Annotated in this window: 12 protein-coding genes; 11 read left to right on the top strand and 1 reads right to left on the bottom strand. The window is 65.3% G+C overall.

Annotated elements, in window-relative coordinates; translation table 11 throughout:
* Positions 1–134 precede the first annotated feature (134 nt).
* The 3 genes from PQQ53_RS25310 to PQQ53_RS25320 are packed head-to-tail and all read left to right on the top strand — an operon-like array spanning position 135 to position 5992.
* Entirely contained in the window at positions 135–1337 is a 1203-nt protein-coding gene (locus PQQ53_RS25310; RefSeq protein ID WP_408327048.1) for an efflux RND transporter periplasmic adaptor subunit, read from the top strand.
* 10 nt (positions 1338–1347) lie between these two features.
* Positions 1348–4545, top strand: coding sequence for a multidrug efflux RND transporter permease subunit (locus PQQ53_RS25315; RefSeq protein ID WP_408327051.1), 3198 nt, complete (start codon positions 1348–1350; stop codon positions 4543–4545).
* Positions 4538–5992 (top strand): efflux transporter outer membrane subunit, encoded by a 1455-nt coding sequence (locus PQQ53_RS25320; RefSeq protein ID WP_408327054.1) that lies wholly within the window; start codon positions 4538–4540, stop codon positions 5990–5992. The genes PQQ53_RS25315 and PQQ53_RS25320 overlap by 8 nt, the downstream gene beginning before the upstream one ends.
* A 58-nt stretch (positions 5993–6050) precedes the next feature.
* Here the strand turns inward: PQQ53_RS25320 and PQQ53_RS25325 are convergent, their stop codons facing one another.
* On the bottom strand, positions 6051–7466 hold the full coding sequence (locus tag PQQ53_RS25325; protein ID WP_408327057.1) for a trypsin-like peptidase domain-containing protein: 1416 nt from the start codon (positions 7464–7466) through the stop codon (positions 6051–6053).
* Positions 7467–7798: 332 nt separating this feature from the next.
* On the opposite strand from PQQ53_RS25325, the gene PQQ53_RS25330 reads away from it, so the two are divergent.
* The 8 genes from PQQ53_RS25330 to PQQ53_RS25365 all read left to right on the top strand — a co-directional run bounded on the left by PQQ53_RS25330 (position 7799) and on the right by PQQ53_RS25365 (position 14470).
* The gene (locus PQQ53_RS25330; protein WP_408141283.1) at positions 7799–8320 is read left to right on the top strand and encodes a 2,4'-dihydroxyacetophenone dioxygenase family protein; all 522 of its coding nucleotides are present in this window, start codon (positions 7799–7801) and stop codon (positions 8318–8320) included.
* Positions 8317–9066, top strand: a complete 750-nt coding sequence (locus tag PQQ53_RS25335) for an SDR family NAD(P)-dependent oxidoreductase (RefSeq protein WP_408327060.1) — start codon at positions 8317–8319, stop codon at positions 9064–9066. Before PQQ53_RS25330 ends, PQQ53_RS25335 begins: the two co-directional genes overlap by 4 nt.
* 82 nt (positions 9067–9148) lie before the next feature.
* Positions 9149–10450: an MFS transporter gene (locus PQQ53_RS25340; RefSeq protein WP_408141281.1), complete on the top strand. Its 1302-nt coding sequence runs from the start codon at positions 9149–9151 to the stop codon at positions 10448–10450.
* A 19-nt stretch (positions 10451–10469) separates the two neighbouring features.
* Entirely contained in the window at positions 10470–11198 is a 729-nt protein-coding gene (locus PQQ53_RS25345) for an SDR family NAD(P)-dependent oxidoreductase (protein WP_408327063.1), read from the top strand.
* Positions 11199–11275: 77 nt separating this feature from the next.
* Positions 11276–12133 carry an IclR family transcriptional regulator gene (locus PQQ53_RS25350; protein WP_408141279.1) on the top strand — a complete coding sequence of 286 codons (858 nt, stop codon included), beginning with the start codon at positions 11276–11278 and terminating at the stop codon, positions 12131–12133.
* A 330-nt stretch (positions 12134–12463) separates the two neighbouring features.
* Positions 12464–12634: a hypothetical protein gene (locus tag PQQ53_RS25355; RefSeq protein WP_168663408.1), complete on the top strand. Its 171-nt coding sequence runs from the start codon at positions 12464–12466 to the stop codon at positions 12632–12634.
* Positions 12635–12949: 315 nt separating this feature from the next.
* Positions 12950–13462: a sigma-70 family RNA polymerase sigma factor gene (locus PQQ53_RS25360; RefSeq protein WP_408155888.1), complete on the top strand. Its 513-nt coding sequence runs from the start codon at positions 12950–12952 to the stop codon at positions 13460–13462.
* Positions 13463–13465: 3 nt separating this feature from the next.
* Positions 13466–14470 carry a FecR domain-containing protein gene (locus tag PQQ53_RS25365; protein WP_408327066.1) on the top strand — a complete coding sequence of 335 codons (1005 nt, stop codon included), beginning with the start codon at positions 13466–13468 and terminating at the stop codon, positions 14468–14470.
* Positions 14471–14682: the final 212 nt, after the last annotated feature.

Consider the following 14682-nt stretch of genomic DNA (forward strand, 5'->3'; position numbering starts at 1 on the left):
GACGCAAGCGTGTAATACGCCGGCTGCAACGGCCGCCCGGAAGCCCTAAAGAACCACCCGCCATCACACTGCAAGACCGTAAGACTGCAAGCAAATTCAAAGCGAAAAAGAGTGCCTTCACCGAGGAGTTTCTCTTGCCCAGCTCCGCGTCCAGCTTATGTAGTCGTGCCGTATTCGTTGTAATCACCGGTTTGCCGCTCGTGCTTGCCGCCTGCGGCGACAGGCAGGATGTGCCGGCTGCGGCCATGCCGCCGGTGCCCGTGCTGGTCGAAACGGTGGCCGCGTCGAACGTGCCGGACGTCGTCGAATTGCCTGGCCGGATCGAGGCGGTCCGCACCGCGGAGATTCGCGCGCGGGTCGACGGCATCGTCGAGCGCACGCTCTATCAGGAAGGCACGGACCTGCGCGCCAACGCGCCGCTCTTCCAGATCGACGACCGGGACTACCGCGCGCAGTTGCAGCAGGCGCAGGCTGCCTTGACGCGCGCCACCGCCGTGTATAAGAACGCGGCTTCGGTAGTGGATCGCTTCAGGCCGCTGCTCGAGCGGCACGCGGTCAGCGCCCAGGAAAACGACGCCGCGGTCGCGACGATGCAGCAGGCCCAGGCCAACGTCGCCGATGCGCAGGCCGCCGTGACGCTCGCCAATCTGCGACTCGAACGCTCCGTGGTGCGCACGCCGATCGCCGGACGCGTGGGCCGCGCGCAAGTCACCGAAGGCGCGCTCGTCAGCGCCGGCGCGGCCACGCTGATGGCGCAGGTCAATCAGCTCTCGCCGATCAACGCCGTGTTCACGCAATCGAATACGGCGATGCTCGACGTCGAGCAACAGATTCAGTCGGGCACGCGCAAGGCGATCGATATGAAACACGTCGAGGTCGAACTGCTGCTCGCCAACGGCCAGGTCTACGACGAGCGCGGCTTCCTCGACTTCGCCGATCTGGTCGTCGATCCGTCGACCGGCACGCAAACGGTGCGCGCGCAGTTCGCCAATCCGTCGCGCACGCTGTTGCCCGGGCAGTTCGTGCGCGGTCGCATCATCACGGCGGGCAACCGGCAAGGCATCCGGATTGCCGAACGCGCGGTCCAACTGGACAACGGCATCGCCAGCGTGGCGCTCGTCGCGGAAGACGGCACTGTAGTTCACCGCAACATCGATCTCGGCGAGCAAGGCGAAGGACGCTGGACCGTGCGCGACGGGTTGAAACCCGGCGAGCGCGTGATCGTCGACGGGTGGCAGAAAGTCCAGCCCGGCCAGCGGGTCGATGCGCGGCCTGCCCCCGCAGCGGGAACGGCAGCGGCAACCGCGGCGCCGACACCGGCTTCGGCCACGCGCTGACGGGAGCCCGATGAATCGTTTCTTCGTTTCCCGCCCGGTCTTCGCCTGGGTCATCGCACTGTTCACGGTGCTGTTCGGCACGTTGGCCGTCGCGCTTCTGCCCGTCGAACAATATCCGGACGTCGCGCCCCCCTCGCTCAGCATCTCGGCAATCTTCAGCGGCGCCGACGCGCGCACGCTCGATCGCACCGTCACCTCGATCATCGAAGACGAGATGAACGGCATCGAGAATTTTCTCTACATGTCATCGGTCAGCCGCTCCAACGGCACCGCGCAGATCACTGTGGTGCTCAAGCCGGGCACCAATCTCGACATCGCGCGCACCCAGGTCCAGGACCGCCTGAGCCGCGTCGAGCCGCGCCTGCCGCTGGAAGTGCGGCAACGCGGCATCAGCGTGACCAAGGCGTCGTCGGGCTTTCTGATGCTGCTCGCGTTGCAGAACGCCGACGGCTCCACCAACGCGACGGCGATGGGCAACTTCGCGTCCAACAACATCGTCAACGAGTTGCGCCGGATCGACGGGGTCGGCGACGTGCAGCTGTTCGGCTCGTCGTACGCGATGCGCATCTGGCTCGACCCGACCAGGCTGGCGGGCTTCGGTCTGTCGGCGAGCGAGGTGTTGCAGGCCGTGCAGGAGCAGAACAGCCAGACGGCGGGCGGCGGACTCGGCGACCAGCCCAACGCGGGCAGCTCCGAATTCACCGCGCAGATCGTCACGCAAAGCCGTTTCTCGACGCCCGAGCAGTTCCGCGAAATCATCGTGCGCGCCAATCCGGATGGCTCGACCGTGCGTCTGGGCGACGTCGCGCGCGTCGAACTCGGCAACGACAGCTACGGCAACCGGTTGAGCGTCAACGGCAAGGAGTCGGCCGGCATCGCGATCCAGCTCGCGAGCGGGGCCAACGCGCTCGCGGTCGCCAATCACGTGCGCCAGCGCATGGCCGAATTGCAGCCGACCTTCCCGCGCGGCGTGACGTGGGCGGTGCCGTTCGATACGACGCCGTTCATCACGACGTCCGTGCACAGCGTGATCCGCACGATGATCGAGGCGCTGCTGCTCGTCACCGTCGTGGTGTTCCTGTTCCTGCAAGACTGGCGCGCCACGCTCATTCCGACGCTGGTCGTACCCGTCGCGCTGATCGGCACCTGCGCCGGGCTGTATCTGTTCGGGCTGTCGATCAACATCCTGTCGCTGTTCGGGATGGTGGTGGCGATCGGTATCCTCAACGACGACGCGATCGTGGTCGTCGAAAACGTCGCGCGCATCATGCGCGAAGAAGGACTCAGCGCGCCGCGCGCCACCGTCAAGGCGGTCGGCCAGATTTCCGGCGCGGTGATCGCGAGTACGCTGGTGCTGGTCGCGGTGTTCATTCCGATGGCGTTCTTCCCCGGCTCGACCGGCGGCATCTACCGGCAGTTCTCGGTGACGCTCGCGGTGTCGATCATCCTCTCCACTCTGCTCGCGCTCACGCTCGGCGCGGCGTTGTGTGCCGCGTTGCTACGCAACGAAACCTATAAGGGGGCCACGCCGACAAGCGCGGCCGGCAAACTGTTGCAGCGGGTGTTCGACGGATTCAACCGCGGCCTCGGCGCGGGCACCGACCGTTATATTCGCGGCGTCGACGCGATGCTGCGCTCGCCGCTGCGCTGGCTGCTGCTGTTCGTGGTCGCCTGCGTGATTACCGCCTGGCTTTTCATGCGGCTGCCAGGCGGCTTTCTGCCGACCGAAGATCAAGGGCATGTGTTCATCACCTACACCGGCGCGCCGGGTTCCACCGAGCAGCGCACCCAGCAGGCGATCAACCAGGTCGAAGCGTTTTTGCGTCAACAGCCGCAGGTGCGCAACGTGGCGTCGGTGACCGGGTTCAGCTTCTTCGGCCAAGGACAATCGGCGGCGCTCTCCTTCGTCGATCTGAAGCCGTGGGACGAGCGGCCTGGTGAGGCGAACTCCGCGAGCGCACTGGTTCGCCGCGCCAACGGCGCGTTCCGGCAGATTCCCGAAGCGATGATTTTCGCCCTCGATCCCCCGGCCATCCCCTCGCTCGGCAACGCGACGGGCTTCACGATGAAGATCCAGGACCGCAGCGGCGTCGGCGGCGATGCGCTGCAACAGGCCGCGCGGCGCATCATGATCGAGGCGGCGCAAAGCCCGATTCTCGCGGGCGTGCGCTCCGAGGGCATGCCCGAGGCGCCGCAGTTGTACGTGGAGATCGACCGCGTCAAGGCGCGCGCGCTCGGCCTGCAGATCGGACAGGTCAATCAGGCGCTGGCGCTGTCGTTCGGCTCGAACTACGTGAACGACTTCGTGTTCGAGGGCAATGTGCTGCGCGTGTTTCTGCAGGCGGATGCCGAGCATCGGATGAGAGCGGAAGACGTGAGCGCGCTGCGATTACGCAACAACCGCAACGAGATGGTGCCGTTCTCGGCGTTCAGCCGCGTGCGCTGGATTTCCGGTCCGCAGCAGCTCGAACGCTATAACGGCTTTCCGTCGGCCACCGTATCCGGCCAGGCGGCAGCGGGCCGCTCGAGCGGCGCCGCGCTCACCGAAATGGAGCGCATCGCTTCGCATGTGCTGACCGGCAATCTCACGTACGAATGGACCGGCACCGCGTTCGAGGAGAAACAGGCCGGCGGCCAGATCGGCCTGCTGCTCGGCCTGTCGCTGGTGGTCGTGTTCCTGCTGCTCGCCGCGCTGTACGAAAGCTGGGCGATTCCGGCCTCGGTGCTGCTGATCATTCCGTTCGGCGTGATCGGGGCGGTGGTGCTGACGATGCTGCGCGGCCTTTCGGCGGACGTCTACTTCAATATTGGGCTCGTGACCATCATCGGGCTAGCGGCGAAGAACGCGATTCTGATCGTCGAGTTCGCGATCAAGGAGGAATCCGAAGGAAAAGATGCGATCGCCGCCGCGAAGAATGGCGCGCAGCAGCGCCTGCGTCCGATCCTGATGACCAGCGTCACTTTCGTGCTCGGCATGATGCCGCTCGTGCTCGCGACCGGCGCGGGCGCCGCGAGCCGGCGCGCGGTCGGCACCGGCGTGATGGGCAGCATGTTGACGGCAACGCTGTTCGGCATCTTCTTCACGCCGCTGTTCTATGTAGCCGCGCGTCGCTGGCTGAGCCGCAAGAAGCGCAAGGTCGATCTCGACGACGATGATCTGTCCGCGTCCAACGGCGGCGAACCGGCGGGAGGCAAGCAAGATGCGTAAGCACCTGCTGGTCCCGCTCGTGCCGCTCGTCTGCTCGCTGGCCGCTTGCAATTTCGCGCCGACCTATCGCCAGCCTGAACTGCCGATCGCGGAGCACTTTGCGACACCCCATGCCGAAGGCACCCACCTCGCAACCGAGATCGACTGGGAAACGTTTTTCGCCGATCCGCACCTGAAGCTGCTGATCGCCACGGCGCTGCAACGCAACCGCGATCTGGCGGCGTCGGTCGCGCGCATCGAACAGGCGCGCGCGTTCTATCGCATCCAGAACGCCCAGCGCTTCCCGCAAGTCAACGTGAACGCGGGCGCGACGCGCACCAAAACGCCGCTCAGTTCGATCGAACCGGAACTCCCCGACAACAACACGTCGATCCAGTTCAACCAGTACAACGTGCAGGCGGCGGTGACGTCGTTCGAACTGGACTTCTGGGGACGTGTGCGCAATCTCAGCGACGCCGCGCGCCTGCGCTATCTCGCAACCGTCGAAGCACAGCGCGCATTCCGTTTGTCGCTGATCGGCAATGTCGCGGCGAACTATTACGCGATCCGCTCGGGCGAGGAAGGCATCGAGCTTGCCGAACGGACGCTGGCGAGCCGCCGCTATGCGCTCGAAGTCGCGAAGCTGCGGCTGGACGCCGGCGTGACGTCGATGGTCGATTACGAGCAGGCCGCGATTCTCGTCACGCAGGCGCAGACCCAGTTGGCGGAATTGCAAAGGACCACCGCGCAGCAGCGCAATCAACTGGAAGTGGTGATCGGCGGGCCATTGCAGGATACGCTCCCCCCGGCGGCGGCGATCGCCGACGCCAAACAGTTCGGCGAGCTGGACCCGGGTCTGCCGTCCGCGTTGCTCGTCAATCGGCCCGACATCGTGCAGGCCGAACAACAGCTTCGTGCAGCCGACGCGGACATCGGCGCGGCGCGCGCGGACTTCTTCCCGCGCATCGCGCTGACGGGCAGTTTCGGTTATGTGTCGGCGGAACTGAGCGACCTCTTCGTGCCAGGCAAACAGGCGTGGTCGGTGGGCGCGCTGGTCGCGATGCCGATCTTCGATGCCGGCCAGCGTCAGGCGCAACTCGCGCAGACGCGCGCACGGCGCGATGAACTGGTCGCCGATTATCAGCGCACCGTGCAGACGGCTTTTCGTGAGGTATCCGATGCATTGGTCGGACGCCAACGCTATAAGGAGCAGATTACCGCGCAGGAACAGGCGGTAGAAGCACAGCGGCAACTCGCCGAAACGGCCGAGCTTCGCTATGAGAATGGGATCTCGATCTATCTCGAGGTGGTGGATGCGCGGCGCAATCTTTTTTCTGCCGAGCAGCAGCTGATTCAGCTTCGCGCCACCGCGTTGCAAAACGGCGTGTCGCTTTACGTCGCACTGGGCGGCGGTCCCGACGCGCCGCACATGCAGCAGGTGCAAGCGGCCGGGAACCAGTCAAACTGAGGCACTGTGCGCAGCATCCTGCGCGCAGTGCCGTTTTCGTCGATGTAACGCCGCGGGGTTAGCCGAGGTTCACGGTCACCGACGCTTCTTCGCCATCGCGCACCACGGTCAGCGAAACGCTGTCGTCGGCCTGCGCGATCATCTGCTTGAGTTGCTGGACGCCGCGAATCAGCTTGCCGTCCACCGCGACGATGATGTCGCCGGCCTGAATGCCCGCAGCGGCGGCCGGGCCACCGGCCTGTTGCACGACCACGCCGCCGGGCAGCGAGGCTTCCTGCTGCTCGTCCGCGGTGAGCGGGCGAACCGCCACGCCCAGACGCGGGCGGGACTGCTGCGGCTGTTGTTGCGGTTGCCGCGCACGCGGCGACTCGGATGCAACTTGCGACGACTGCACGCCGACCGTCACCGACAGCTTGCGCTCGGCGCCATTACGCCAGACGCTGAGCGTCGCCGTGCTGCCCGGGGTCAGTTGCGAGACCTGGCCCACCAGTTCGCGCGTGCCCTCGATGCGGGTTCCGTTCACGCTGACGATCACGTCACCCTGGCGCAAACCGGCCGCTTGAGCCGGACCGCTCGGATCGACCGAGCCGACCAGCGCGCCGTGCGTCGAGGCCAGACCCAGCGACTTCGCCTGCTCGGCGCTGACCGGCTGCACGCCCACGCCGATGCGGCCGCGGCTCACATGGCCAGTGCTGACCAGCTGGTCTTTCACGTGCATCGCCGCGTCGATCGGAATCGCGAACGACAGGCCCTGGAAGCCGCCCGTGCGCGAATAGATCATCGAGTTGATGCCGATCACTTCACCGTTCAGATTGAACAGCGGGCCACCCGAGTTGCCCGGATTGACCGGCACGTCCGTCTGAATGAACGGGATCGGGCTGTCGTCGGAGAACTGGCGTGCTTTCGCACTGATGATGCCGGAGGTCACCGTGCTGTCGAAGCCGTACGGCGAACCGATCGCCACGACCCATTCGCCGACCTTGCTGTTGGCCGGGTCGCCGATCTTCACGGTCGGCAGGTTCGATGCGTCGATCTTCAGCACGGCGACGTCGGACGTTTTGTCCGTGCCGATCACGTGCGCGCGAAACTCGCGGCCGTCGGTCAGCTTCACAGTGACTTTTTCGGCGCCTTCGACCACGTGATTGTTGGTCAGCACATAGCCGTCCTGGCTGATGATGAAACCCGACCCGAGGGCTTCCCCACCATGCCCGCCTTCACCGTCTTCACCACCGGTAGCGGCCTGTTTGGCGCCAATATGCACGACCGCCGCGCCGTAGCGCGAAACGATGCCGGAGAAGTCCGGCGCAGACGAACGCGTGCCGGTGATACCTGCCGAAGCGCCTGCGGCGGAGACTCCGCTGTGCGCATCGCTGACGGACGCGTCGGCTTCGCGGTGGCTGATCGCATAGGTACCGGCGATCGCCAGCGCAACGCAAGCGGCAGCGCTGCCGCGCCAATATTTGCTGGTGGTCATAGTCTGAAAGTGTGCGGTGGGTTGCGTGGAGGTGGCGTACTGTAGGGGCCTCCTCTTAAAGGAGGCTTAAAGATGGTGAGCGATCACGAGACGCCGGCACGCCCTGGTTCGCGCTCACACACAGGCGCTCACGGGCATTCGTCGATCTGTTCGCGCGCGTCGCCGGACACGTTTGTGGCTGGGCGCCCCGCCCGCTTCGAAGCAGCCGCCGCGTCTTCCGTTTCAGTGCCGGTAAGTGATTTCCCCAGGATTGACCTCGGCGAATCCCCTTTCGATAATAGCCATATGGTGGACTTAATGTCCACAATACGGACATTTCAAAAAGGATCCCCATGCCCGAGGCTAACCATTCCCCCATGACGCCGTACCAGTTGCCTTTCCCGAAGGAAGCGCAGCAGGAGATCGTCGTTCCCTTCGCGATTCCGACCGACGAGCGCGTCTGGGTCCCGCAGGCCGAAAACGTGTCGTTCCGCCCGCTGTGCCTGAACGCATCGCAGGGTTACTGGATGAACCTGCTGCGGGTTCGCAAGTCGGGCGTGCTGAGCCGCCATCGACATCCGCAAAGCGTGCACGGCATGGTGCTCAAGGGCCGCTGGCGTTATCTGGAACACGACTGGGAAGCCACCGAAGGCAGCTACGTGTACGAGCCGCCCGGCGAAACGCATACGCTCTACGTGCCCGACGACGTCGAGGAAATGATCACGTACTTCCAGGTCAACGGGGTGATGTTCTACTGCGACCCCTACGGCAACTACACCGGCTACGAGGATGTGTTCACCAAGATCGACATGTGCCGCAAGCACTACACGGCCGTCGGCCTCGGTGAGAACTACGTGGACCAGTTCATCCGATGAGCGCGCCCGTCAGCTTCGCTCACTACGATTTCTCCGGGCGCGTCGCGGTCGTGACGGGCGCGGCCGGTGGCATCGGCCGCGCGCTTTGCGAGGCGTTCGCGTGCAATGGCGCCTCGGCGGTCAACTGGGACCGCGTGCCGGGAGAGCAGGACACGCCCCGTGCGCCGCGCCACTTCCAGGTGGACATCACGCGCCCCGAGTCGATCGAGGCGGCGCTCGCGGCGACGCTCGACGCGTACGGCCGCATCGACTATCTGGTGAACAACGCCGGTTTCGCGGGTCCCACGCTGCCGCTCGACGAATACGATCCGCTCGAATGGCAGCGCGTGATCGACGTGAACCTGCTCGGCACCTATCACGTCAGCCGCTTCGTCGTGCCGGTGATGCGCCGCGCGAACGCCGGGCGCATCGTCAATGTCGCCTCGCTGGCGGGCAAGGAAGGCACGCCGAACGCGTCCGCGTACAGCGCAGCGAAAGCCGGCGTAATCGCCATGACGAAGTCGCTCGGCAAGGAGCTGGCGCAGACCGGCATCCTCGTGAACGGCATCGCGCCCGCCGCGGTGGAAACCACACTGCTCGCGCAGATGTCGCCAGCCCACGTGCAGACGATGATCGACAAGAGTCCGCTGCGACGGCTCGGCACCACGGATGAAGTCGCGCAACTCGCATTATGGCTTTGTTCGGATTCCTGCTCGTTCAGTACCGGTGCGATTTTCGATCTGTCCGGCGGACGGGCGACTTATTGACGTCGTCGTTGCAGTTCGTGTTTTAGCCCTTGTATCCGCACTATTCCAAACACACGCAAGACATCTTGCGCAGGAGACAAACATGCTTCAGAAGTCACAGCGTCTGAAACGTATTCAGGTGGTCGCGGTCGCCTTTCTGACGGTTGCAGGCATCATCAATTACCTCGATCGCAGCACGCTGTCGATCGCGAATCACCTGGTGAGCGAGGAGCTTCATCTGTCCGCTTCGCAGATGGGGCTGCTGCTTTCGGCGTTCTCGCTGTCCTATGCGTTCGCGCAGTTGCCGGTGGGCGCGCTGCTCGACCGTTTCGGCTCACGCGTGATGCTCGGGCTCGGCATGCTGGTGTGGTCGATCGCGCAGGTGATGGGCGGCTTCATCCAGTCCCTCAATCATTTCCTCGTCGCACGGGTCGTGCTCGGCGTGGCCGAGGCGCCGCTGTTTCCCGCCGGCGCGAAAGTCGTCAACGAATGGTTCGCCGTGCGCGAGCGCGGACGTCCTACCGGCACCTTCATTTCGTCGTCGACCATCGCGCCGATGATCGCCCCGCCGCTGCTCACCGTGCTGATGCTTTCATTCGGATGGCGAACCATGTTCGTCATCATGGGCGTGCTCGGCATTCTGGTGGCGGTGGGCTGGTACATGTTCTATCGCAACCGCGATGAACTCGTGCTCACCGAAGCCGAAACGGCGCACCTCGAAGAAGGCTCGCTGAACACCGAAGGTCCGAAAGGCCTGAGCTGGTCCGAATGGGGCGCGCTCTTCAAGCTGCGCAACACGTGGGGGATGATTTTCGGCTTCATGGGCGTGATCTACATGGTCTGGCTGTACCTCACGTGGCTGCCCGGTTATCTGGAGAAAGAACGCCACCTGAGCATCGCGCATACCGGCTGGCTGGTGTCGATTCCGTACATCTTCGGCACGATCGGCATGCTGAGCAGCGGCGTGATCGCCGACTATCTGCTCAAGCGCGGCATGGCGCCGATCCGCAGCCGCAAGTGGCCGCTATGCATCGGCCTGATCGGCGCGGCGGCATTCACGGTGCCCGCCGCGTACACGCCGAGCACCACGCTCGCAATCGTCTACGTGTCCTGTGCGATGTTCTTCGTGAATATGTCGAGCGGCACCGCGTGGGCGCTCGTCAGCGTCGCGGCGCCGCGCCACCTCGTGGCATCGCTCGGCAGCATGCAGAACTTCGGCGGCTATCTGGGCGGCTCGTTCGCGCCGGTGATCACGGGCATCGTCGTCGATCAGACGCATTCGTTCGTCAACGCGCTGCTGATCAGCGCGGGAGTCGCCTTCGCCGCCGCCTTCGTCTACCTGTTCGTCGTGAAGGAAGTGGCGCCCGCGCCGCTGCCGAACGCCGTCAAAACACAACCAACCTGAGCACTCGTTGCTGACTCACATGACATTCCAGAACAATCTGCTTGAAGGCAAGGTCGCATTCGTCACGGGTGGCCTCTCCGGAATCGGCGCGGCCATTGCAAACGGGCTCGCGAAGCTCGGCGCGCAAACGGTCGCGGCCGGCTTGCCGCTGCCCGAAGGCGCGCCGGATACGCTCGACCGAGAAATCCGGCGCGTCACGCTCGATGTGCGTTCGAGCGACGACGTCGCCGCCGCGTTGCAGGCGTTCAAGCGGCTCGACATCGTGGTCAATTGCGCTGGCGTGATCAGCCGGGTGGAAGAACACCGCATCGAGGTGTTCGAGCGCGTGATGGACATCAACCTGAACGGCACGATGCGCGTCTGTTCGGCCGCGCGTGAATTGCTGAAGGCGTCGTCGGGCTGCATCGTGAATACGGCGTCGATGCTGAGTTTCTTCGGCGGCGGTCTGGTGCCGGCCTATAGCGCGAGCAAAGGCGCGGTCGCGCAACTGACCAAGTCGCTCGCACTCGCCTATGCGGCCGACGGCATTCGCGTCAATGCGATCGCACCGGGCTGGATCGCGACGCCGCTGACCCAGGCGTTACAGGACGACGACGGCCGCTCGCAGGCCATTCTGGATCGCACGCCGATGCGTCGCTGGGGAACACCGGATGAAGTCGCGCAGGTCGCGGCGTTTCTGTGCACGCCGGCCGCGTCGTTCATGACGGGGGCGATCGTGCCGGTCGACGGCGGCTATCTGGTCGCGTGACGAACCGGCTTGGCGTCGATGGCATTCTGCCCGGGAAATAAGGGCATAATTGCTCAACTGTGTCCGACCGTAGCCTGATGTCCACCTCCGATTCCAAGCCTTCCTCCCACGCCGGCCAGACCGGCGAAAGCGTCGCCACCGGCACGGCCAGTACCGCCGACGGGAAGACCGTTGCTGGCGCCGCCGCGTTCTCCAAGTTCATTGCCGTGCTGCAACTGGTCGCCGATGCGCAGACGCCGCCCAATGTCGCCAGGCTGAGCGCGGCGAGCGGCTATCCGCGCCCTACCGTCCACCGTATCGTGGCCGCGTTGCAGGCCGAAGGGCTGATCGTCGGCGCGGGCAGCGGCAACACGTTCGGTCTCGGCCCGCGCCTCGTCAATCTGGCGAGCCGCAGCTGGGAGCGCTCGGACTTGCGCCTCGCGGCGGTCGATGCGCTGATGGAACTACGCAATCTCACGTCGGAAACGATTCATCTCGCCGTGCCGAGTCAGGGCGAGATGGTGTACATCGAGAAACTGGAAAGCCCGCACGCGGTGCGCATGGCGTCGCGCATCGGCACGCGGGTGTCGCTCACGTCGAGCTCGGTGGGTAAGGCCTATCTCGCGACGCTCGGCGTGACCGAACGCGAAGCGTTGCTCAAAGACGCGCCGCTGCGCCGCTTCACCGAGCACACGCTAGTTACGCTCGACGAAGTCCGCAGTGAACTGGTCGCCACGGAGCAACGCGGCTACGCCGAGGACCGCGAAGAGAACGAAGTCGCGATCTCCTGCTACGGTGCGGCAATTCGCGGCGCTGACGGACGCGCGGTCGGCTGCGTGAGCATCAGCATGCCGACCTTTCGCCTGGAGCGCGACGCGCAAACGCGCTACATCGAGCCATTGCTCGCGGCTTGCCGGACTATCGCGGCGCGCCTCGGGCCGGCCTCGGGGCGCTGAACGACCAAGGTCGAAGCTGGTCAGGACACGCGTGCACGGTGTGCTGTTCGTCGATCGGCAGGCCGGCACGCGCCGCATGGCACGGCTCGGTCGAAGGGACAGCGCAGGCGGCACTCAAGGTCCACCACGCCCGACTGTTCGAAGACCAGAGCGGGCACGGAATCTGCTACTCGATTACCCCGTTGATCGCTTGCCCGATACGCCACCCAACGGCCCACGGCCGGGGCGACGCGATTTCAACGGATGAATCGGGGCATCCGGTCGCGCTTTTCATGAGCATCAGGAGAAGCAACCGGGGGCCATCCGTCGAATCGAACGAGGAGAACCACGATGACCCTGCTCATTTACCTGGCCGGCTGGATCATTCTGATTGCAGGCGTGTCATGGGGACTAGTCACGCTGCACGTCGCTCAACACACCGTCGAAATCGTGGCGGTCATCCTGCTGGGCGTGGCGGTGATTACCGGCGCCACGCGGGCACGCAGCCGCGACAAGACCTAGACATGCGCGCCCGTCCAAGCCTGACACCCTTCGGACGGGCGCATGGCTCATTGTCCGCCCGCCACTGTTGCCACTGTTGCCACTGCCGCCGCCAATTAACCGCAACTGCCCGCAACGACCTGCCCCTCCCGCCAAGGACCGGAATCGGCGCGCAAAACCGCCCCTATCAGTATCCAACCTTCTCGAGCGACCCCGCCAAACTCCGCCCCTCGCGACCCAAACAGCATTTCCGTCGCCAATTTCTCCATGCTATGATGCGAATCATTCTCATTTAGCAAGATGCCTGATCGGTCGATCCGGCGTCCACAGCGGGCCATGGCGGCAAACAATCCGACGCTGCATCGAGAGGTGCAGACGCTCTACAGCGATCATCACGGCTGGCTTCACGCGTGGCTGCGCAGGAAGCTCGGCTGCGCGCATCGCGCCGCCGACCTCGCGCACGACACGTTTATGCGCCTGCTCGCCCGCGACGAGCCGCTGCGCCTCGACGAACCGCGCGCTTTCCTGACGACGGTCGCGCAACGCGTGATGGCCAACCACTGGCGCCGCGAGCAGATCGAGCGCGCGTACCTCGACGCGCTCGCGCTCGTGCCCGAGGCATTCGCACCGTCGCCCGAAGAGCGTGCGCTGCTGCTCGAAGCGCTGATGGAGATCGACAGTCTGCTCGACAGTCTGCCGGTCGCCGTCAAACGCGCCTTCCTGCTGGCCCAGCTCGACGGCCTGACCCACGCCGAAATCGCCGCGCAACTGAAGATCTCAATTACCACGGTGAAACGTCATCTGGTGCGCGCCGCCGCGCAGTGCTTCTTCGCATTGAGCCCCGCGTAACGGATGCCCGGCTTGAACGCAGACACGAGACCCGATGTGCCGCGGCATGTCGCGATGCGCGCGGTCGAATGGTGGATGGAACTGCAATCCGGCAAGGACACGCGCGCGCAACAATTTGCGCTGGCCCGCTGGCGTGCCGAGCACCCCGATCACGAACTCGCATGGCGGCACATCTGCAACGTCAGCGGCCGCTTGCGCAGTCTCGCCGACGCCACCGGCGAGGCCGGCGGCACAGCCGCCGCACGCGCCGCACTGACGCGCACCGGTTCGGCCCGGCGTCGCGCCAGCGTCAAAGTACTGGCGACGCTGCTGTTCGCCGGCGGTGCAAGCTGGATGGCCAGTGAACACGTGCCATGGCGCGCATGGAATGCCGACGTGCGCACCGCGCTCGGCGAACGCCGCAGCCTCACCCTCGGTGACGGCACGCGCGTCACGCTGAACACCGGCAGCGCGATCGATATCCGCTTCGACGACACCGAGCGGCGCGTGCGCCTGATCGAAGGCGAAATCATGGTCGCGACCGCGCATCGCGACGGCGAACGGCGGCCCTTCAGCGTGGAAACCGCACAAGGCAGCCTGCAGCCGTTGGGCACGCGCTTCGCGGTCAGACAGCAAAGCGGGTTTGGCCGCCTCGACGTATTCGAAGGCGCCGTGCGGATCAGTCCGCGCGACGCGCCGCACCTTGCACCGGTCGTGCGCGCCGGGCAACGCGCCCGCTTCACGCGCGACGCCATCAGTGCGGTGGAAACCATCAGCGAGAACGACGCCGCATGGACGGACGGTCTGATCGTGGCCGGCGGCATGCGGCTCGGCGATTTCATCGACGAACTCGGGCGCTATCGCGCCGGGCATCTGAGCTGCGATCCGGCGGTGGCCGGTTTGCGTCTGTCGGGCACCTACCCGCTCGCCGATACCGACCGCGTGCTCGATACCGTAACCCGCATCCTGCCGGTCGAGGTCGTGTTCATCACACGCTACTGGGCCACCGTGCGCGCCGCGCGTTCGTAAGGACGCCCCGCGAACGACCTGCGCGGTGCTCGCCGAACAATTTTTCCGCCAGTTGTGAGCTGTTTTCGAATCTCGCGTGACAAGGGAGATGAGAGCAACACATCGTCCATCTTCCTGCGAGCTTTGAACATGGGACAGTATCGAAAGACCGGCGCCGGGCCGGGGGGGTTTGGCCCCCCCCCCGCGGGGGCCGATGCGCGGGCCATATGAAA

The sequence above is a fragment of the Paraburkholderia strydomiana genome (genome assembly GCF_046030495.1).
GTDB classification, from domain to species: Bacteria; Pseudomonadota; Gammaproteobacteria; order Burkholderiales; family Burkholderiaceae; genus Paraburkholderia; species Paraburkholderia strydomiana_A.

Excerpts from the sequence above, each read along its gene's own strand:
- PQQ53_RS25330 (WP_408141283.1), top strand. The coding sequence starts at position 7,799 with ATGCCCGAGGCTAACCATTCCCCCATGACGCCGTACCAGTTGCCTTTC.
- PQQ53_RS25365 (WP_408327066.1), top strand. The coding sequence starts at position 13,466 with ATGCCCGGCTTGAACGCAGACACGAGACCCGATGTGCCGCGGCATGTC.
- PQQ53_RS25355 (WP_168663408.1), top strand. The coding sequence starts at position 12,464 with ATGACCCTGCTCATTTACCTGGCCGGCTGGATCATTCTGATTGCAGGC.
- PQQ53_RS25340 (WP_408141281.1), top strand. The coding sequence starts at position 9,149 with ATGCTTCAGAAGTCACAGCGTCTGAAACGTATTCAGGTGGTCGCGGTC.
- PQQ53_RS25315 (WP_408327051.1), top strand. The coding sequence starts at position 1,348 with ATGAATCGTTTCTTCGTTTCCCGCCCGGTCTTCGCCTGGGTCATCGCA.
- PQQ53_RS25320 (WP_408327054.1), top strand. The coding sequence starts at position 4,538 with ATGCGTAAGCACCTGCTGGTCCCGCTCGTGCCGCTCGTCTGCTCGCTG.
- PQQ53_RS25360 (WP_408155888.1), top strand. The coding sequence starts at position 12,950 with ATGGCGGCAAACAATCCGACGCTGCATCGAGAGGTGCAGACGCTCTAC.
- PQQ53_RS25325 (WP_408327057.1), bottom strand. The coding sequence starts at position 7,466 with ATGACCACCAGCAAATATTGGCGCGGCAGCGCTGCCGCTTGCGTTGCG.
- PQQ53_RS25335 (WP_408327060.1), top strand. The coding sequence starts at position 8,317 with ATGAGCGCGCCCGTCAGCTTCGCTCACTACGATTTCTCCGGGCGCGTC.
- PQQ53_RS25345 (WP_408327063.1), top strand. The coding sequence starts at position 10,470 with ATGACATTCCAGAACAATCTGCTTGAAGGCAAGGTCGCATTCGTCACG.
- PQQ53_RS25350 (WP_408141279.1), top strand. The coding sequence starts at position 11,276 with ATGTCCACCTCCGATTCCAAGCCTTCCTCCCACGCCGGCCAGACCGGC.